Origin of the sequence: Variovorax sp. 350MFTsu5.1, assembly GCF_048302515.1 — a bacterium.
Classification (GTDB): Bacteria; Pseudomonadota; Gammaproteobacteria; order Burkholderiales; family Burkholderiaceae_C; genus Variovorax; species Variovorax guangxiensis.
Genome location: NZ_CP157620.1, coordinates 16,529 through 37,900, shown reverse-complemented (window position 1 = coordinate 37,900; position 21,372 = coordinate 16,529). Strand labels below are relative to the sequence as shown.

Here is a 21,372-nt window from a genome sequence, read left to right as displayed (position 1 = left end):
CAGCCCAGCTCAGCAGCGCCTGCTTGTGCAGTTTCAGCGAGGCCATCACGCCCGGCGTCAGCACGCCGCGCGGCGCCTTGAGCACCAGCTCGCCCTGCTCGATGCGCGCCAGGACCTGGCGCTGCTCGAGCAGGCCGATCAGCGCCGGCGCGTCCATGGATTGCGTGTTCGCTGCTTCCAGATTCACAGTCTGAACTCCTCGGTTTCCGATTCGGTGTCACACCCGGCTTGCGCTTCGGGCTCGTGGTGGGCGAAATGCGCCGGAATGGCGTTGTGCGGTACCTGCACCACGTGCGCGCCCGGCGCGGTGCGCACGGCCGCAGCCATCGCGGCCAGCCCCGGCCGGTCGAAGACCGCGCGCACGTCGATGCCCCAGCCGCGTCCGCGCAACTGCTCCAGCATCTGCACCGCCAGCAGCGAATGCCCGCCGAGCGCGAAGAAGCTGTCGTGGCGGCCGATGCGCTCCACCCCGAGCAGCCGCGACCAGATCGACGCCAGCGCTTCCTCGACCTCGCCCTGCGGCGGCTCGAAGGCGCGGCGGCCGAAGGCCTCGTCGCCGGGCGCGGGCAACGCCTTGCGGTCCAGCTTGCCGTTGGCGCCCAGCGGCAGCGCGGCGAGGCGCACGTAGGCGGCGGGCAGCATGTGTTCGGGCAGGTGCTCGGCGAGCCGGCCGCGCAACCGGGCGGGCTCCGGCGCGTCGCCGGCCGAGCCCGGCACCACGTAGGCCACCAGCGCCGGTGTGCCGGAACGGTCCTCGCGCGCCAGCACCACGGCATCGGCGATGCCATCGACGGCGCGCAGCCGCGCCTCGATCTCGCCCGGCTCGATGCGCTGCCCGCGCAGCTTGACCTGGAAGTCGGTGCGGCCCAGGTACTCGATGGCGCCGTCGGCGCGCCAGCGGCCGAGGTCGCCGGTGCGGTAGAGCCGGCCGTTCCCGCCGAAGGGGTCGGCGATGAAGCGCTGCGCCGTCAGCTCCGGCTGGCCCAGGTAGCCGCGCGCCACCTGCACGCCGCCGATGTAGAGCTCGCCCGCGACGCCGGCAGGCACCGGGCGCAGCGCGCCGTCGAGCAGGTAGAGCCGGGTGTTGGCGACCGGCCTGCCGATGGGCACGCAGTCGCCGTGGCCATCGCCATCGCCATCGCCATCGCCATCGCCGCAGGTCCAGGCGCTCACGTCCACCGCCGCTTCGGTCGGCCCGTACAGGTTGTGCAGGCGCGCATGCGGCAGGCGCTCGCGGCAGCGGCGCGCGAGGCCGGCGGAAAGCGCCTCGCCGCTGCAGACCACGCGCCGCAGGCCGGCGCAGGCGGCTGCGCCATCGGCATCGCCGTCGAGCCGCGCCAGGAAAAGCCGCAGCATCGAAGGCACGAAGTGCAGCGTCGTCACCCCGCTCTCGCGGATCAGTTCGCACAGATAGGCGGGGTCCTTGTGCCCGTCGGGGCGCGCCAGCACCAGCCGCGCGCCCGCCATCAGCGGCCAGAAGAACTCCCACACCGACACGTCGAAGCCCAGCGGCGTCTTCTGCAGCACCAGGTCGTCGGGTGTCAGCGCGTAGGCCTGCTGCATCCAGTGCAGGCGGTTGACGATGCCCCGGTGCTCGTTCATCACGCCCTTGGGGCGGCCGGTGGAGCCGGAGGTGTAGATCACGTAGGCCAGGTGGCTTTCGCGGACTTCGGGGCCGCGTTCGTCCGGTTCGGTGGGCGCATCCGTGAGGGCGCCGCGATCCAGCGCGAGCGCGGGCACCATCGCCGGCAGGTCCGCCGCGAGCCCGGCGTCGGCCAGCACTGCCACCGGGCCGGCCTCGTCGATCATTTCCCGCAGCCGCTGCGGCGGATGCGAGGGGTCGAGCGGCAGATACGCGCCCCCGGCCTTCAGCACCGCGAGCAGCGCCACCACCAGCATCTCGCTGCGCTGCATGAAGATGCCCACGCGCGCGTCGGGCGCCACGCCGAGCGCGCGCAGCCGCCGCGCCAGCCGGTTCGCATGCGCGTCGAGGCCGGCGTAGCTGAGGCTGCGGCCTTCGAACACCACGGCGGTCGCGTCGGGGCGTTGCGCGGCCTGGCGCTCGAAGAGCTGGTGCAGGAGCAGGCCGCGCGGATAGTCGGCGGCGGTGGCGTTGAAACCGCTCAGCACCCGCAGGCGCTCGCTTTCCGGCAGCACCTCGATGCGATGAAGCGGCCGACCGGGCTCGGCCTCCAGCGCATCGGCCAGCGAACGCAGGGCCTGCTCGACGAAGCCGCGGATGCGCCGCGCATCGATGCGGCGGTCGATCTCGGCGGTGATGCCGAAGCCGTCGCCATGGTCGTCCACGTGCAGCACGAAGGGATAGTTGGTGCGGTCGTGCCCGCCCAGCGATTCGATGCCCGCCATGCTCGCGGCACCCCCGCTACCTTCGCGATGGCTGTGGCGGTAGTTGAGCAGGCTGGTGAAGAGCGGCGCCTCGGCCGGCAGCCCGCTGCAGCGCAGCGCCAGGCTCAGCGAGGCGTGCTCGTGGCGCATCAGCTGCGCGAGATCGGCGTGCACGCGGCGCAGCGCCGTTTCGGCGCCGTCGTCGATGCGCACGCGCAGCGGCAGCGTGTTGAGGAACATGCCCATCGCGCGCGTCGCCTCGGCGCCCGCCTGCAGCCGGCCGAAGAGCACCGTGCCGAAGACCACGTCACGGCTTGCGCCGCAGCAGCGCGCCAGCACCAGCGCCCAGGCCAGGTGGAACACGCTGGCCGCGCCCACCCCGTGCAGCCGCGCCTGTTCGCGCAGGCGCCGCGCCAGCCCGGGCTCCAGTTCGCCGCGCGACTGCAGCACGCCGCTGCCGTCGCCGCGCACCTCGTCCAGCCCGAAGGGCACGGTGGCCTGCTCCACGTCGCCCAGCACGCGGCGGAAATAGGCCTCATGCCCCGCTTCCGACCCGCCGCGGCGCGCCTGCGCCACGAAGCGCCGGAACGGCACCGGTACTGGCAATTCATCGCGCCGGCCCTGCAGGATCAGCATGACCTCGTGCACCAGCAGCTGCGAGGCCGTGTGGTCGAGGATCAGGTGGTGGTGCAACAGCTGCAGCAGCCAGCGCCCGCTGCCCTCTTCCCCGATGGCATGGCCGCGCAGCATCGGCGCGCGGCGCACGTCGAGGCGGCAGCTGCGTGGGTCGGCCAGCGCGCGCAGCCGCTGCAGTGCTTCTTCTGCGGGCGCGGCGGCCAGCATCGCGATCTCCAGGTCCGCCTCGCGCTGCACAACCTGCACCGGCTGCTCCAGCTCCTGCCAGTGCACGCTGGTGCGCAGGATGTCGTGGCGTGCGATCACCTCGCGCAGCGCCTGCACGAAACCCTCCAGCCGTTCGCGGCTGTCGAAGCGCAGCAGGGTCGGCATCACGTAGGCGTCGCCTCCGTCCTCGCTCTCGCGATGAAGGCGGTGATGGAACAGGATGCCCTCCTGCAGCGGCGCGAGCGGATAGATGTCCTGCACGTTGCGCAGGCCGCCGGGCACCTTCGCCGCGAGGCGGTCGATGGCGCCCTGCTCCAGCGCCGGCAGCGCATCGGCACCCTGGCCCTCTCGCAGCAGCGCGATCAGCTCGGCCTTGCGCTCGCGCAGTGCCCGCACCAACGCCGGGTCGGCCAGCAGCCGCGCATCGCCCTGCAGCGCGAGCCGCTCGCCGTCCAGCCGCAGCGCGAGGCCGCGCGAGGCCAGCGCCTCGAGCAGCTGCAAGGGCGTCGCGTCGAAGTTGCTCACAGGACGATCTCCTCCAGCTGCACGGTGGCCGCCGCGAGCTCTGCCAGCGTCGCCGCGTTGAACACCATCTGCACGTCGACCTGCAGCTGCTGCTCGCCCATGGCGTGGATCAGCTGTATCGCGAGCGCCGAATGCCCGCCGAGCTCGAAGAAGTTGTCGTGGCGGCCGACCTGCGCCACGCCGAGCAGTTCGCCCCAGAGGGCGGCCAGCCGGGCCTCGATGTCGGTCCGCGGCGCGGCGTAGGTGCGGCGGGCGAGGCCGCTGTCGCCGGGTGGCGGCAGCGCCATGCGGTCGAGCTTGCCGTTGGCGTTGAGCGGCCAGGCCGCGAGCACCACGCACGCGGCGGGCAGCATGTAGTCGGGCAGCTGCGCGCCGAGCTGCGCGCGCAGCGTGGAAGGCTCCGGCGCCGCGCCCTGCTGCGCGAGCAGGTAGGCGACCAGGCGGGGCTCGCCGGGCTGGCTGCCATCGGCCACCACGATGGCCTCGCGCACGCCTTCCAGCCGCGCGAGCCTGGCCTCGATCTCGCCCAGCTCGATGCGGTAGCCGCGGATCTTCACCTGATGGTCGTTGCGGCCCAGGTACTCGATGCTGCCGTCGGCGCGCCAGCGGCCGAGGTCGCCGGTCCTGTACATGCGCGCGCCGGCTTCGGCCGCGAAGGGATCGGGCAGGAAGCGCCCGGCGGTGAGCGCAGGCTGCCCCAGGTAGCCCCGCGCGACGCCGGCGCCGCCGATGTGGATCTCGCCGGCAACGCCGATGGGCACCGGCTCGCCATGCGCGTCGAGCAGGTAGACACGCGCGCCTGGCATCGGCCGGCCGATGTTCGGCACCGCGCCCGCGATGGGGCCGCAGGTGGCGTCCACGCTGCATTCGGTCGGGCCGTACATGTTGTGGAACCGGAGCTCCGTGCCGTTCTCCGCGAGGCCCTGCCAGGTGTCGGCGTCGAGCGCCTCGCCGCCCAGCAGCAGCTTTCGAAGCGAGGTGCCGCGCCGCTGCGGAAATCCGGCCGCGCGCAGCATGCGCAGGTGCGAGGGCGTGCACTCCATCGCCTCGATGGCATGGCGCTCCAGGAAGTCGAGCAGCGCTTGCGCATCGAGGCGTGTGCGCTCCGGCAGCAGGAACACGCTGCGGCCGAAGGCGAGCTGGCCCCATGCCTTCACCGCCATGTCGAAGCCGAAGGAGGAGTTCCAGGCCACGCGGCTGCAGTCCGGCGCCGGGCCATGGATGCGCCGCTCCATTCCGCGCAGGAAGTTCAGCACGTTGCGGTGTTCGACCATCACGCCCTTGGGCACGCCGGTCGAGCCCGAGGTGTAGATCACGTAGGCCAGGTGCGCGGGGGTCAGCCCCACGGCTTCGGGGTCGGGGTCGTGCGAGGGCGCACCGGCCCATGGCGGCGGCGAATCGCCGTCCAGCACCAGCACCGCGCATCCTTCGGGCACCGCGAGGCGCTCCAGCAGGCGGGCCTGCGTCAGCACCGCCACCGGGGCGCTGTCGCCCAGCATGTGGGCGAGGCGGTCGTCGGGGTGCACCGGGTCCAGCGGCACGCAGGCGCCGCCGGCCTTGAGCGTGGCCATGAGCGCCACGCCGAGGTCCACGCTGCGTTCCAGGCACAGCGCGACGCGGTCGTCGGGGCGCAGGCCCAGGCCGCGCAGGTGATGCGCGATGCGGTTGGCGCGGGCGTTGAGCCCGGCGTAGTCCAGCGACTCGCCCTCGCAGGCCAGTGCCAGCGTCCCCGGCCGTCTTGCGGCCTGCGCCTCGAAGAGGCGGTGCAGCAGGCCATTGCCCCCGCCGGCCTCGCCGCCGTCGTTGAAGCCGCGCAGCACCAGCTCGCGCTCGCGTGGCGCCATCAGCGCGATGCGGTCCACCGGCGCGGCGGCATCGGCCGCCATGCCGCGCAGCATTGCCACCAGTGCGTGCCAGTGGCGCCGCACCGTGGCCTCGTCGTAGAGGGCGGTGGCGTAGTTGAACTGGCCCGCGATGCGCTCGCCGGCCGGCTCCAGGTCCAGCGAGAGATCGAACTGCGCGCTGCCCGCGTGGCTGGCGAGGTTGTCGAAGGCAAGTCCTTCCAGCTCCAGCCGGGCCGGCGGCGTGTTCTGCCATGCCAGCCGGACCTGGTAGACCGGGTTGAAGGCGCTGGAGCGCGGCGGGTTCAGCGCTTCCACCACCTGCTCGAAAGGCACGTCGCGGTGCTGCTGCGCTTCGAGCGCCACCTGCCGCGCCTGCTTCAGGAGGCCTTCGGCGTCCAGGCCCTCGCCGATGTCGAAGCGCAGAGCCTGCGCGTTGACGAAGAAGCCGATCAGCGGCTCGAGCTCGGCCCGGTCGCGCCCGGCGACGGCGCTGCCGAGCACCACGCGCGTCTGGCCGCTCAGGCGCGCGAGCACCGCCGCCCATGCCCCGAGCACCACCATGTAGACGGTGACGCCATGGCGCCGCGCCAGCGCGCCGAGCTCGCGCGTCAACGCCTCGTCCATGCCGACTTCGATGCTGGCGCCGCGATAGTCCTGCTGCGGCGGGCGAGGCCTGTCGGTGGCCAGGCCGATCAGCGGCGGCGCGTCGCGCAGCCGCTCCACCCAGTAGCCCAGCCGCGCCTGCGCGCCCTCGCCCTGCAGGCGCCGCCGCTGCCACGCGACGTAGTCGCCGTACTGCACCGGCAGCGCCGGCAGCGGGTCGGGCTCGCCGCGGCCGAAGGCCGCGTACAGCGCAGAGAACTCGTGCGCCAGCACCGCCAGCGACCAGCCGTCGCACACGATGTGGTGCATCGTGAGCAGCAGCACATGCTCGTCGGCCGCGAGGCGCAGCAGGCGCACGCGCAGCGGCGGCTCGCGCTCCAGGTCGAAGGGCGCGGCGGCCTCGGCCTGGCACAGCGCGCGCAGGGTGCTGCGGCCGAGCTCGTCGGGTCCGCCGGGTCCGCTGAAGAGGCCGTCGATTTCCTGCAGCTCCAGCGCGACGCCCTGCGCCGCCTCGATGCGCTGGCGCGGCTGGCCGTCGACCATGACGAAGCGCGCGCGCAGCGACTCGTGCCGCGCGACGATCCGCTCGAGCGCGCGCTGCAGCGCGACGCGGTCGAGCGCGCCGCGCAGGCGCAGGGCGGCGGGCAGGTGGTAGGCCGCGCCGGCCTGTGCGTCGATGCGCGTCACGTACCAAAGGCGCTGCTGAGAGTGCGACAGCGGCCACGTGCCGCGATCCAGCGCTGCCCGATCCGCCGCGACGATCGGGTCTGCCGCGCCGGGCGCCTCGCGCGCTATCTCCTGCGCGAGCTGCGCCAGCCGGGGCCGCGCGAACACCGTCGTCAGCGCCAGCTCGACGCCGAAGCGCTGGCGCAGCTGCGAGATCATGCGCACGGCCAGCAGCGAATGGCCGCCCAGCTCGAAGAAGCCGTCGTCGCGGCCGACGCGCTCGATGCCGAGCAGCGATTCCCATGTCTGTGCCAGCGCCCTTTCGTGCTCGCCTTCGGGCGCCCGGTAGCCGCGCCGCGCATGGGCTTCGTCGTCCGGCGCAGGCAGCGCGGCGCGGTCGAGCTTGCCGTTGGCGTTGAGCGGCAATGCATCGAGCGGCACGAAGGCGGCCGGCAGCATGTGCTCGGGCAGGCGCACGGCCAGGCGTGCGCGCATCTGCGCCGGTTCGGGCGGCGGGCTGGTCGGGTCGGCGGCCACCACGTAGGCCAGCAGGCGCCTGTCTTCGTCCTGCCCTTCGCTGGCGATCACCGCCGCTTCGCGGATGCCGCCCAGGCGCATCAGCTCGGCTTCGATCTCGCCCGGCTCGATGCGGAAGCCGCGGATCTTCAGCTGCCGGTCGTCGCGGCCCAGGAATTCGATGGAACCGTCGGCGCGCCAGCGGCCGAGGTCGCCGCTGCGGTACATGCGCGGCCGCGATGCATCGGCGGGCGCCTTCACGAACGGATCGGCCGCGAAGCGCTGCGCCGTCAGCTCGGGGCGATGCAGGTAGCCGCGCGCCACGCCCGCGCCGCCGATCCAGATTTCGCCGATGGCGCCGACCGGCACCGGCTCGCGATGCGTGTCGAGCAGATAGACGCGCGCATTGGCGACCGGCCGGCCGATGTCCAGCGGCGAATCTCCGGCACGGCAGCGCGCGACGGTGGCGTTGATGGTGGTTTCCGTCGGCCCGTAGGCATTGGCCAGCGCCGGGCGATGGCCCCCGCGCCGCCACCACGCGTCTAGCGCGGCCGCGCCGACCGTGTCGCCGCCGATCACGATCTGGCGCAGCGACGGCGGAAACACCGCTTCGGGCGACAGCGCGAGCCGCTGCCAGAACAGCGTCGGCAGATTGGCCACGCTGAGCCGGTGCTCGCCGCACAGCGCACACCAGCGCGCGGGCTCGGCGAGCCATTCGTCGGTGCGCAGCACCAGCGTCGCGCCGTGGCTGAGCGCGCCGAAGATCTCCTCTCCCGCCACGTCGAAGCTCAGGCCGGAGAACTGCAGCACCCTGTCCTGCGCACCGAAGCCGTAGAGCGCCTGCAGCGCCGCGACCTGGTGGGAGAGCTGCCGGTGCTCGACCATCACGCCCTTGGGCGTGCCGGTGGAACCGGAGGTGTAGATCACGTAGGCCAGGTGCGAGCCGTCGCCGGGCAGGCCGCCTGCATCGGGCGTGTGCGCGGGCTCGTTCGCCAGCGGCTCGTGCCTGTCGAGCGCGATCGTCGTGCAGCGCGGCGGCGGATGCAGGCGCGGGCTCAGCGCGGAATGCGTCAGCAGCACGGCCGGCGCGCAATCTTCCAGTTGCCAGGCCAGCCGCTGGTCGGGGTGGGAGGGATCGAGCGGCACATACGCGGCCCCGGCCTTGAGCGTGCCCAGCACAGCGACGACGAGGTCGAACCCGCGTTCGAGGCACAGCGCGACCCGCTCGCCGGCCCCGGCGCCCAGGCCGCGCAGGTGGTGTGCGAGCCGGTTGGCCCGCTGGTCGAGCTCGGCATAGCCGAGGCGTTCGCCATCGTGCTCCAGCGCGACCGCCTGCGGCCGCAGCGCGGCCTGCCGTTCGAACGCCGCGTGCGCGAACGGGTGCGCGGGAACTGCTGATGCGCCCTGGGCGAAGACGTGCAGCAGGCGGTCGCGTTCCGTGTCGTCGAGCAGCGCGATGCGCTCGACCGGCAGGCCTTCGTCGCTCTGCGCCATGCCGCGCAGCATCGCCACCAGCGCCTGCCAGTGGCGGCGGACCGTGGCCTCGTCGAAAAGCGCCGTGGCGTAGTTGAGCTTGCCGGCGATGCGGCCGCCCTCTTCCTGGGCTTCCTGCAGGTCCAGCGCCATGTCGAACTGCGCGCTGCCCGGCAGGCTCTCGACCCGCTCGACGGCGAGGCCCGCGAGCTCCAGCGCGATCGGCGGCGTGTTGTGCCAGGCCAGCATCAACTGGAACACCGGGTGGTGGGCCATGGAACGCGGCGGGTTCAGCGTCTCGACCAGGCGCTCGAAGGGCACGTCCTGCCGGGCCTGCGCCCGCAGCGCGGTCTCGCGCACCTGCGCGAGCAGGCCGGCCACGCTCGGGTTGCCGTCCAGCGCGATCTTCATCGCCTGCGTGTTGATGAAGCAGCCGATCAGCGGCTCGACCTCGGCGCGGCCGCGGCCGGCATGCGAACTGCCGATCACCACCTGCCGCTGGCCGCCGTAGCGCGCCACCACCGCGGCCCAGGCCGCCAGCACGACCATGTACAGCGTCGCGCCGTGCCGCCGGGCGAGCGCTCGCAGGGCCCGCGTGGTTTCGGCATCGACGCCGACCTCGATGCTCGCGCCGCGATAGTCCTGCAGCGCGGGCCTCGGACGGTCGTGCGGCAGCTCGACCAGCGCCGGTGCGCCTTGCAGATGCCCGGCCCACTCCCGCAGCCGGGCCTGTGCGGCGGGGCCCTGCAGGTGGCGGTGCAGCCACGCGGCATGGTCGGCGTACTGGACGGCCAGCGCCGGCAGGCGAGGCTCGCGCCCCTCGCGCAGCGCGCTGTAGGCGGTGGCGAACTCACGCATCAGCACGCCCAGCGACCAGCCGTCGGAGACGATGTGGTGCATCGAGACCACGAGCACGTGGTCCTGCGCCGCGACGCGCAGCAGTCGGCCACGGATCGGCGGGCCGGCCGCGAGGTCGAAGGGCTCGGCGGCGGCTTCGCGGCACAGCGCCTCGATGTGCGCGGGGTCCGCGGGGTCCGCGGCGCTGACGCCTTGCTCGCGCAGCTCGAAGCCGCGCGGCGGGTCGATGTGCTGCCATGGCTGCCCATCCGCTTCGACGAAGCGCGTGCGCAGGGCCTCGTGCCGGGCCACGACGTGGTCCAGCGCGGCACGCAGGGCCGTGCCGTCGAGCGCGCCGCGCAGGCGCAGGGCGCCGGTGATGTGATACGCGACGCTGGCCTTGGCATCGACACCGGAGATGAACCACAGGCGCTGCTGTGCCGGGGACAGGGGCAGAGGCCGGCTGCGGTCGACGGGCGTGATCGTGTCCGGTGCGCCCGGACCTGCCTCGAAGATGGCCTTGGAGATGGCCTCGGCGAGCGCGGCAAGGCGTGGGCGGGCGAAGAGCGTGGCAAGCGGAAGTTCCGCGCCGAGGCGCTCGCGGATCTGCGAGATGAGCCTGATGGCCAGCAGGGAATGGCCACCGAGCTCGAAGAAGTCGTCGTCGCGGCCGATCTGGCGGATGCCGAGGAGCTGGGACCAGATGCCGGCGAGGGCCTGTTCGACTTCGCCCTGGGGTGGCGCGGAGGTGTTGTGGCCATGGGCCCCGGGTGCGGGCAGTGCCTTGCGGTCGAGCTTGCCGTTGGGGGTCAGCGGCAGCGCGTCGAGTGCGACGAAGGCCGAGGGGACCATGTAGTCCGGCAGGCGGTCGAGCAAGGCGGTGCGCAGTGCGCCCGGATCTGCGGCCCCGGTGAGGACGAGATACGCGACCAGCCGTTTTTCGCCCGGCTGGTCTTCTCGCGCGATCACCGCTGCTTCCCTGACGCCGTCGAGCCTCGCCAGCTGCGCTTCGATCTCACCGGGCTCGACGCGGTAGCCGCGCAGCTTCACCTGATGGTCGTTGCGCCCCAGGTACTCGATGCTGCCGTCGGCGCGCCAGCGGCCCAGGTCGCCGCTTCGGTACATGCGCGTGCCGCCGCGGCTGAACGGGTCGGGCACGAATCGGTCCGCGCTCAGTTCGGGCTGCGACAGGTAGCCGCGCGCCACCTGTGCGCCGGCCAGGTACAGCTCGCCGGCGACACCCACCGGCACCGGATTGCGTTGCGCGTCGAGCACATGGATGCGGCTGTTGCCGACGGGCTTTCCGATCGGCGGCAGGTCTTTCCACTTTTCGGGGAGGCCGCTCAGCGTGTGCGTGCTGACCACGTGCGTCTCGGTCGGGCCGTAGTGGTTGTGCAGCCTTGCCTGCGGATGCCGCGCGAACATGCGGCGGATCGCCGGCGTGATGCGCAACTGCTCGCCGGCAGTGATCACATCGCGCAGCATCGGCAAGGGCTCGACGCGCCGCGACCACAGTTCGCAGAGGTTCTGCAGCGCGATGTAGGGCAGGAACAGGCGCTCGACGGACTCCCGCGCCAACCACTCGGCCAACGCCGGAAGATCCTGACGCAGCCCTTCGCGCAGCAGCACCAGCGTGCCGCCACAGGCCAGTGTCGAGAAGATCTCCTGGAAGGCGACATCGAAGCCGGGCGCCGCGAACTGCAGGGTGCGCGCGGGCTCGGGCAGCTGCTCCCGTTGCCACTCCAGCAGGTTGGCCAGCCCGCGATGCGGCATCGCCACGCCCTTGGGTTCGCCCGTGGAGCCGGAGGTGTAGATCACATAGGCCAGATGCGATGCGGCGAGCCCTTCGACTTGCAGGTTGTCGGCGCAGGCTTCGGCCCAGGCCGCGCCTGCTTCATCGAGCGGGACCGTTGCCACGTCCGGCGCAAGCCGTTCGATCAGGGCTTGCTGGCCCAGCACGACAGTCGCCGCGCTGTCGCGCAGCATGCGGACCAACCGCTCCCGCGGATACGCAGGGTCCAGCGGCACGCACGCGCCGCCGGCCTTGAGCGTGGCCAGGATCGCCACCACCATCGCGAAGCCGCGCCCGGCGCAGATGGCGACGCGGGTATCGGGCCCGACGCCGAGGCCGCGCAGATGCCGGGCAAGCCGGTTGGCCTGCTCGCCGAGCGCGCGATAACTCAGCTGCGCGCCATCGAGTTCGAGCGCGATGCGCTCGGGGTGCACCGCCACCTGCCGTTCGAAGGCTTCGTGGACCAGGGCTGTCGGGTCGTGCGCGCGATGCGTGTCGTTGAAACCATGGAGCACACGCCAACGTTCCTGCTCAGGCAGCACATCGAGCGCCATCAGCGGCCGCCCCGGCTCTTCTTCCAGAGCCCGCGAAACAGATTGCAGCGCCTGCTGCACGAACCCGGCAACGCGTTCCGCGCCCACCGAGGCATCGACCTGCACCGTCAGCCCGAAGCCGCTGCCGTCGTCGTCCACATGCAGGCCGAAGGGGTAGTTGGTGCGGTCGCGCACGTCGAGCAGGCGCACGCCGTCGAGCACCTCGGCGCGCGCGAGCTGGCCGTGCCTGTAGTTGAGCAGCGCAGAGAACAGGGGCACATGCGTGGGCATCGCGCTGCAGTGCTGCGCTTGCACCAGCGAGGCGTGCTCGTGGCGCAGCAGCGCGCTCAACGCCGCGTGGGCCTCATGCAGCCCTTGCAGCGTCCCGCGCCCGCCCAGCGCGATGCGCACCGGCAGCGTGTTGATGAACATGCCCATCGCGCGTTCGATGCCCGGGCCGCCCTGCATGCGGCCGAACAGCACCGTGCCGAACACCACGTCCTCGCGTCCGCTGCACGAGGCCAGTACGCGGGCCCAGGCCAGATGGAAAAGGCTCGCGGTGCTCACGCCATGCCGCATGGCGAGCGCGCGCAGCTGCGACGACAAGGCCGCAGGCAGCATCGACTTCGCCTGCCCGATGCGCGAGCCATCGCCCTGCACATCGAGCAGGCCGAACGCAGCCGTCGGCTCGTCCACGTCGCCGAGCATCGCGCCGAAGAAGGCCGCGTGCTCCGCCTCGCTCGTGCCCTGGCGCGAGCGGGCCACGAAATCCCGGAACGGCACCGGCGCGGGCAGGCTGCCCGCGTCGCCGCGCTCGATGGCCGCGATCTCCTCCACCAGCAGCTCCAGCGCGGTGTGGTCCATCACGAGGTGGTGATAGGACAGCTGCAGCAGCCAGCGCCCGCTCGCGTCGTCACGGGCCGCAAAGCCCTGCAGCATGGGCGCGCGCCGCACGTCGATGCGAAGGCCCCGCACGCGCGGATGCTCGCGCAGGCGCTGCTGCGCGGGGCTCTCGCCCGGTGCCAGCGTCAATGTCTCGGGCGCGAATCCGGCGTTTCGCCACACCACCTGCACGGGCTCGGCCAGGCCCTCCCAGTGGATCGCGGTGCGCAGGATGTCGTGGCGCCCGATCACCTGGGAGAGCGCCGCGGCGAAGCTGTCCATGCGCGGCCTGCTGTCGAACTCGAGCAGCGTCGGCAGCACGTAGGCGTCGCCCTCGCCCTTGCCTTCGCGCTGCAGCAGGTGGTGGAACAGGATGCCCTGCTGCAGCGGCGCGAGCGGATAGATGTCCTGGATGTTGGCCGCGCCGCCCGGCGTGGCCTGCACGATTCGCGCGATATCGGCCGCGTCGAGCCTGGCGAGCGTCAGCATCGCGGGCTCGATGGCTTCGCAGCCCGGCGGGATCAGGTTGGGCGGCACCGATGCAGTCTCTTCGCCGCGCCGGATCGTGGAGGCGAATGCATGCAGCCTCGGGTGCGTGAAGAGCGACCGGATGTCGGTGGACCAGCCGCGCCGGCGCAGCTGTTCGAGCAACCGGATGGCGAGCAGGGAATGGCCGCCGAGCTCGAAGAAGTCGTCGTCGCGGCCGATCTGGCGGATGCCGAGGAGCTGGGACCAGATGCCGGCGAGGGCCTGTTCGACTTCGCCCTGGGGTGGCGAGGAGGTGCCGTGGCCATCGGCCCCGGGTGCGGGCAGTGCTTTGCGGTCGAGCTTGCCGTTGGGGGTCAGCGGCAGCGCGTCGAGTGCGACGAAGGCCGAGGGGACCATGTAGTCCGGCAGGCGTTCGCGCAAGGCGGCGCGCAGTGCGGATGGATCGAGGGCACCGGCGCAGACGAGGTAGGCGACCAATCGCTTGTCGCCCGGCTGGTCTTCGCGGGCGATCACTGCAGCTTCGCGTACGCCTTCGATGCGGGCGAGTTGCGCTTCGATCTCGCCCAATTCGACGCGGTAGCCGCGCAGCTTCACCTGATGGTCGTTGCGCCCCAGGTACTCGATGCTGCCGTCGGCGCGCCAGCGGCCGAGGTCGCCGCTTCGGTACATGCGTGCGCCCGGGCCGCCGAACGGATCGGGCAGGAAGCGTGCTTCGGTGAGATCGGGCTGCGAGAGATATCCCCGGGCGACCTGTTCGCCGCCCAGATACAGCTCGCCCACGACTCCCTCGGGAGCCGGATTGCGCTGCGCATCCAGCACGTAGATGCGGCTGTTGCCGACGGACTTCCCGATGGGCGGCAGGTCTTCCCATTGCCCGGGCGCGCCGCCCAGCGTGTGCGTGCTGACCACGTGCGTCTCGGTCGGGCCGTAGTGGTTGTGCAGCCGAGCCTGCGGATGCTTGCCGAACATGAGCCGGATCGCGGGCGTGATGCGCAATTGCTCGCCTGCCGTGATCACGTCCCGCAGCATGGGCAGCAGTGCACTGCGCTGCGACCACAGCTCGCACAGGTTCTGCAGCGCGATGCAAGGCAGGAACAGCCGTTCGACCGATTCTTCGGCGAGCCATTCGGCCAAGGCCGGCAGGTCCTGGCGCAAGCCCTCGCGCAGCAGCACCAGCGTGCCGCCGCTGGCCAGCGTCGAGAAGATCTCCTGGAAGGCGACATCGAAGCCGAGCGCCGCGAACTGCAGTGTGCGCGCGGGTTCGGGCAATTGCTCCCGCTGCCATGCGAGCAGATTGACGAGCCCGCGATGCGGCATCGCCACGCCCTTGGGCTCGCCGGTGGAGCCGGAGGTGTAGATCACGTAAGCCAGGTGCGATGGCGCGAGCCCTTCGACGTGAAGGTTGCCGGCAGATGCTCCGGTCCAGGCCGCTTCATCGAGCGACACCGACGCCACGTCGGGCGTGAGCCCTTCCATCTGCCCCAGGACGACCGCTGCCCCGCTGTCGCGCAGCATGTGGCCCAGGCGCTCGCGTGGATATGCCGGATCCAGCGGCACGCAGGCACCGCCGGCCTTGAGCGTGGCCAGGATCGCGACCACCATCGCGAAACTGCGCCCGGCACGGATCGCGACACGGGTGTCCGGCCCGACTCCGAGCCCATGAAGATGCCGTGCAAGCCGGTTGGCCTGCTCGTTGAGCGCGCGATAGCTCAGCTGGGCGCCATCGAGTTCGAGCGCGATGCGTTCCGGGTGCTGCGCCGCCTGCTGCTCGAAGGCCTCGTGCGCCAGCGCCGCCGTGCTGTACGCACCATGCGTATCGTTGAAGCCGTGCAACACGCGCCGACGCTCTTCCGCCGGCAAGACTTCGAGCGCCATCAGCGCGCGGCCGGGCTCCTCTTCCAGCGCCTCGGCAACAGCCTGCAATGCCCGCACCACGAACCCGCACACGCGCCGCGCGGGCACCGAGTCGTGAATCTCGGCGCTGAGCACGAAACCTTCTCCCAGGTCGTCGACGTACAGGCTGAACGGATAGTTGGTGAGGTCGCGTCCGCCGAGGTAGTGCATGCCATCGGCGATCGCGATCCCGCCCTCCGCGGAGAAGCTCTCGCTTCGGCTGTGCCGGTAGTTGAGCAGCGCCGGGAAGACCGGCACGCCCGGCCCAAGGCCGCTGCAGCGTTGCGCCAGCGCGAGCGATGCATGCTCGTGGCGCAGCAGCGCGCTCAACGCCGCATGGGTCTCGCGCAGCCCCTGCAGCGTTCCGCGCCCGCCCAGCGCAATGCGCACCGGCAGCGTGTTGATGAACATGCCCATGGCACGCTCGATGCCCGGGCCGCCCTGCATGCGGCCGAACAGCACCGTGCCGAACAGCACGTCGTCACGCCCGCTGCATGAAGCCAGCACACGCGCCCAGGCCAGATGGAAGATGCTGGCCGTGCTCACGCCGTGGCGCATGGCGAGCGCGCGCAGCCGCAGCGACAAGGCCGGGGGCAGCGTCGCCCTCGCCTGCTCGACCTGCGAGCCATCGCCCTGCACGTCGAGAAGGCCGAATGGCGCCGTCGGCTCGTCCACGTCGCCGAGCATCGCGCCGAAGAAGGCTTCGTGCTCCGCCTCGCTCGTGCCCTGGCGCGAGCGGGCCACGAAATCCCGGAACGGTACGGGCGCGGGCAGGCTGTCTCCGCGCCCCTGCAGCAGCGCCACCACCTCGTGCAGGATCAGCTCGGTGGTGGTGTGGTCCAGCGTCAGGTGGTGATGCAGCAGCTGCAGCAGCCAGCATTGCGAAACGGGGTCGAAGGCCGCATGGGCCTGCAGCATCGGCGCGCGGCGCAGGTCCAGGCGCACCGTGCGCGCATCGGCACGGGCCTGCAGTTGCGCCTGTACGTCGCCATCGGCCGGGTCGAAGCGGTGCTCCCGCAGCGCAAGGCCGGCGCTGCGCCAGACGACCTGCACGGGCGCGTCCAGCCCTTCCCACTGCACGGCGGTGCGCAGGATGTCGTGGCGGGCGATGACCTGGCGCAGCGCGGCCACGAACCGGTCGAGCCGCGAGCGATCGTCGAAGCGCAGCAGTGCCGGCAGCATATAGGCGTCGCCCCCGCCCCTGCTTTCGCCCCTGCTTTCGCCCTGCAGCAGGTGGTGGAAGAGGATGCCTTCCTGCAGCGGCGCGAGCGGGTAGATGTCCTGGATGTTGCGCATGCCGCCCGGCACGGCGGCGGCGATCAGGTCGATCTGCGCCTGCGTCAGGCTCGCGAGCGGAAGCATCCGCGGCGTGATGCGCCCGCATTGCGCGGGGATCGCATTCGGCGGCACAGGTGCAGGTGCCGCGGCCTTGTCCTGCGCCGCCACGCGGGCTGCGAGCGCGCCCAGTGTCGGCTCGGTGAAGAGCTGGCGGATATCGGCCTCCATCCCTTCACGCTGCATGCGCTCGACCAGCCGCACCGCGAGGATGGAATGCCCGCCGAGCTCGAAGAAGTTGTCGCCGCGCCCCACCCGCTCGATGCCGAGCACTTCGGACCACAGCCTTGCCATTGCCTGCTCGGTGGCACCCTGCGGCGGCTCATGCTCGCGCTGCCCGTGCCATGCGCCAGGCTCCGGCGGGGGCAGCGCCTTGCGGTCGAGCTTGCCGTTGGGGGTCAGCGGCAGGGCGTCCAGCGGCACGTACGCGGCCGGGATCATGTAGTCGGGCAGGTGCCTGCCCAAGGCGATGCGCGCGGCGGCGGGATCGAAGGCCGCCCTGGCATCTGCGTCGGCGAAGACGAGGTACGCGACGAGGCGCGTATCGCCCGGCTGGTCCTCCCGCGCGATCGCCACCGCGTCGGCCACGCCGTCGAGCCGCAACAGCCGGGCCTCGATTTCGCCGGGCTCGATGCGGAAGCCGCGGATCTTGAGCTGCTGGTCGTTGCGTCCGAGGTACTCCAGGCTGCCGTCGGCGAGCAGGCGGCCCATGTCGCCGCTGCGGTACATGCGCGCGCCCGGCACGCCGCCGAACGGATCGGGCACGAAGCGCTGCGCGTCCAGCTCGGGCCGGCGCAGGTAGCCGCGGGCCACGCCGGCGCCGCCGACGCAGATCTCGCCCGCGCAGCCCACCGGCAGCGGCCGGCCCTGCGCATCGAGCACGTACAGGCTCAGGTCGGGAATGCGCGTGCCGATCGGGCTCGCGCCGGCGCGATGGGCATCGTCGGGGCCGAGCACCCGGCAGCTGACGTGCACGGTGGTCTCGGTGATGCCGTACATGTTGACCAGCTGCGCGCGCCGGTTGTGCGCCAGCGCGTACCAGGGTGCGAGCGTGGCGGTTTCCAGAGCCTCGCCGCCGAGGATCACGTGGCGAAGCGCATGCGCCGGCAGCTCCTTCGGGGCAGACCGGCATGCGGCGGCGAACTGGCGGAATGCGCTCGGCGTCTGGTTGAGCACGGTCACGCCCTGCTCGCACACCAGGCGGTGGAACTCCGCCGGCGCGCGGCTGACCGCGTGCGGCACGATCACCAGCCGGCCGCCGTGGAGCAGCGCGCCCCACAGCTCCCACACCGAGAAGTCGAAGGCGAAGGAGTGGAAGAGCGTCCACACGTCGTCGCGGCCGAAGCCGAACCAGCCGCGCGTCGCGGCGAAGAGTCGGCCGACCTGCGCGTGCTCGACCATCACGCCCTTGGGCAGGCCGGTGGAGCCGGAGGTGTAGATCACGTAGGCCAGGTGCGAGGGCGCGAGGCCCTCGATTTGCGGATTGCCGATGGGTGCGTCGCACCACGGTGCTTCTTCCCATGGCTGGTCGAGGCGCAGCCGTTGGCACGAGGGCAGCGCGGGCAGGCGATCGAGCGATGCGCGGTCGCCGACCAGCGCCACCGGCGTGCTGTCGCGCAGCATGTGGGCCAGGCGTTCGTCGGGCTGCGCCGGATCCAGCGGGACGTAGGCGCCACCGGCCTTGAGCGTGGCGAGGATCGCGATCGCCATGCCGGGTCCGCGCTCCAGGCAGATCGCGACGAGCGCGTCGGGGCCCACGCCCAGCCCGCGCAGGTGGTGGGCCAGCTGGTTGGCGCGCCGGTCGAGTTCGCCGTAGCTCAGCCGCTGGTCTTCGAACTGCACGGCGATGGCGTCCGGGTCGCGCGCGGCCTGCTGCTCGAACAGCGCGTGGATCAGCGAAGGGGCGCCGGTGTCGAGCAGCGGCCGGTTGAAGCCGTGCACGACCAAGTCGCGCTCGGCTTCGTCCATCAGCGGCAGGTCGCGCACGGGTGTATGCGGCGCATCGGTTGCGGCGCGCATCAGCGCCTGCAGTCGCCGCAGGTGCATGGCCATCTGCGGCGCGGAGAACAGCGCCGGGTCGTGGTTGAACTCGACGTGCACCGGGCGCCCGGGTTCGTAGTCGCGCACGTAGACCGCGAGCGGCTGGCGCTCGTGGCCGTTGTGCAGCGGGAACACCGTGCTGCGGATGCCTTCGAGCCTCAGGTCGCCCTGGAAGCTTTCGATCGACAGGGAGATGTCGAACAGGCCGCGGCGCTCGCCCGTGCCGGCCAGCAGCTCGCGGTGCAGCTCGGCCAGGGGATAGCGCTGGTGGCGGTAGCACCGCTTCAGTTCGGCCGCGACGCCGCGCAGGGTCTGCGCGAAGCTCTGCCGCGGATCGACCGCGATGCCGACCGGGATCGCGCCCGAGAACATGCCGGGCATGCGCCTGTGCGCGGCGCTGGTGCGGTTGTGCACCGGCATGCCGATCACGACTTCGTCGCCAGCTTCGCGTTCCTGATGAAGGCGCGCGAAGTACACCGCCAGCAGCGCGGCGAGGAAGTGCGTGCTCGACGCGCCCTGCGCGGCGGCCACTTCGGTCAGGCGGTCGTGGTCGGCGCGGTCCAGGTGCCAGACGGCCTGCTCCACCTTGCGGCGGGCCGCCTGGCTGCGCCGCGCGGGGGCGTCCTCGAACAGCGGCGCGGCCAGGCGTGCGTGGCGCTGCAGCCAGAAGGCGCGGTCGCGGGCGTAGCGCGGGGAGGCCTGGTACTCGGCATCGAGGCGGATGAAGCCGGCATAGTCGCCGCCTTCGTCTTTTTCTTCTTCCCCGAGCGCTGCCTCGCCGCGCCCGAGCCGGTTGTAGGCATCGGCGACGGCATTGCCGATCAGCGAGACCGACCACCCGTCCGCGACGAGATGGTGGAAGCACACCAGCCAGTAGCCGCGCCGGGGCGCGACCTGCAGCCACTGCATGCGCCACAGCCGCTGGCCGTAGAGCGCGAAGGGGGCGAGGAAGGCGGCGCGCAGGTGTGCCCATGCGCTCGCCTCAGGGTCGGCGTCGCCGGTGAAATCGAAGCGCTGCAGCGGCGCGCCGGCGGCATCGTCGTCGGGCGCGGCGAAGCGCTGCATGGCTTCGCCGTTGTTGTCGCCGTTGTTGCCGCCGCGCTCGAGCACGGTGCGCAGCGCCTGGTGGCGCGAGACGACGGCGCGGATCGCCGCTTCCAGCCGGTCGACGTCGGTGGGCCCGTCGAGGCTGGCCGTCACGCCGATGTTGTGACAGGGCACATCGGGCGCCAGCGACTGCTCGAGCCAGACGGCCTGCTGGGGCGAACTCAGGGGGTGCACGTGCGGGCCGCTCACGATTGGCCGCCGTCCGGGACCAGCGTTTCCAGCCGGCGCAGGCGCGGGTGGAAGAGCGCGAAAACGGTCAGCGCGAGGCCGGCCGCGCCGCTCGCAAAGAACAGGAAGCCGATGCCGCGGCCCGGCCCCGTGCCGAAGAGGCTGCCCACCGGCGTGCCGTCGAGCGCGCCGCCGGGGCGCAGCGCGGGCTCGAGCACCGCGTCGGCGAGCCAGCCGCCGGCCAGCAGCACGGCGCACATCACGAGCATGTTGGACGCGGCGATCAGCGCGAAGACGCTGCCCTGCCAGCTGAGGGGCGCCTTGCGCATCCACAGCGCATGCGAGCACGCGACCGAGGTGCTGCCGCAGAACAGGCAGACGAAGGCCGCGGCGCACCACAGCGCCGGCGTGGTCGCGCAGCCGGCGGCCAGCACCGCCGCGCACTGCAGCGCGTCGCAGGCCAGCACCCATCGCATCAGCCCGTGCCGCAGCCGCGCGGTGGCGACCAGGATCGAGCCGAGCAGGCCGCCGACGATGCCGACGGACATCACCAGGCCCAGCACGCCGCTGGAGTGCGTGGACAGCACCATCGGCGTCACCATGGCCGTGGCCAGCACCATGAGGCACTGCACCAGCGCGCCGTAGCCGAGCAGCGCGCGCATCAGCGGCTGCTCGCGCAGGTAGGCGAGCGCGCCGGAAAGGCTGGCGCCAGCGCCGCGCCAAAGCGCGCCGCCTTGCGCGGGCACACCGCCACTGCGTACGTCCGCGCCACCGCGTACGTCCGCGCCGGCGCGGGTCAGCGCGGCGAACACCAGCGCGGCGGCGGCCAGCAGCAGGCACAGCTGCGTCGCCATCACGCCCTGCAGGCCGCCCGCGTGCGCCATCAGGAAGCCGGCCGTGGCGGGCGCGCCGACCTGCACCAGCGCGCGGGAGATGCCGGTCAGCCCGCCGACCTGGGCGAAGCGGTCCTTGGGCACGAAACGGCTGACGGCCACCCGGATCGACGGCCGCCGCAGCGCACCGACGGCGGCCGCGACCGCGGCATAGGCGTAGAGCGCGTCGATGCCGAGCCGGCCCGAGGTCAGCGCCAGCACGATCGCGAAGGTGCCGGCGACGGCGGCGAGGTCGCAGCACAGCACCACCCGGCGCCGGTCGTGCCGGTCGGCCAGCACGCCGGCGAAAGGCGTGGCCAGCATCGCCGCGAGCGCGGCGGCGAGCACCGAGAAGGAGTAGTCCTGCGCGGAGCCGGTGCGCGAGAAGATCCAGACGCCCACCGCGAAGCTGACCAGCGTGGTGCCGAGGTCGAAGGCGGTCTCGCTGAGCCACAGCAGGGCGAAAGTGGAGCGGGTGCCCCGGGCCTGTTGCTGCTCCTGTTGTTGCAGGGGCGGCGGCCTGGCCGGGTTGTCACGGGTTGGAGTCGCAGCGGCTTCCACGGTCACTTCCTGCATAACGTGCGCTCTCCAGGGTCCGCGCTCTGTCA

General features: G+C 72.3%; 3 protein-coding genes. All 3 read right to left on the bottom strand.

Going from position 1 to position 21,372, the window contains the following annotated elements; genetic code table 11:
• Nucleotides 1–183: 183 nt before the first annotated feature.
• The 3 genes from ABL843_RS00075 to ABL843_RS00065 are packed head-to-tail and all read right to left on the bottom strand — an operon-like array spanning nt 184 to nt 21,340.
• The gene (locus tag ABL843_RS00075; protein ID WP_418118577.1) at nt 184–3,714 is read right to left on the bottom strand and encodes an amino acid adenylation domain-containing protein; all 3,531 of its coding nucleotides are present in this window, start codon (nt 3,712–3,714) and stop codon (nt 184–186) included.
• The gene (locus ABL843_RS00070) at nt 3,711–19,913 is read right to left on the bottom strand and encodes an amino acid adenylation domain-containing protein (protein ID WP_418118576.1); all 16,203 of its coding nucleotides are present in this window, start codon (nt 19,911–19,913) and stop codon (nt 3,711–3,713) included. Before ABL843_RS00070 ends, ABL843_RS00075 begins: the two co-directional genes overlap by 4 nt.
• A complete protein-coding gene (locus ABL843_RS00065) occupies nt 19,910–21,340 on the bottom strand; it encodes an MFS transporter (RefSeq protein WP_418118575.1) in 1,431 nt (476 codons plus the stop codon). The genes ABL843_RS00070 and ABL843_RS00065 overlap by 4 nt, the downstream gene beginning before the upstream one ends.
• Nucleotides 21,341–21,372: the final 32 nt, after the last annotated feature.

Coding starts and splice junctions, on each gene's coding strand:
- ABL843_RS00065 (WP_418118575.1), bottom strand. CDS start 21,340: ATGCAGGAAGTGACCGTGGAAGCCGCTGCGACTCCAACCCGTGACAAC.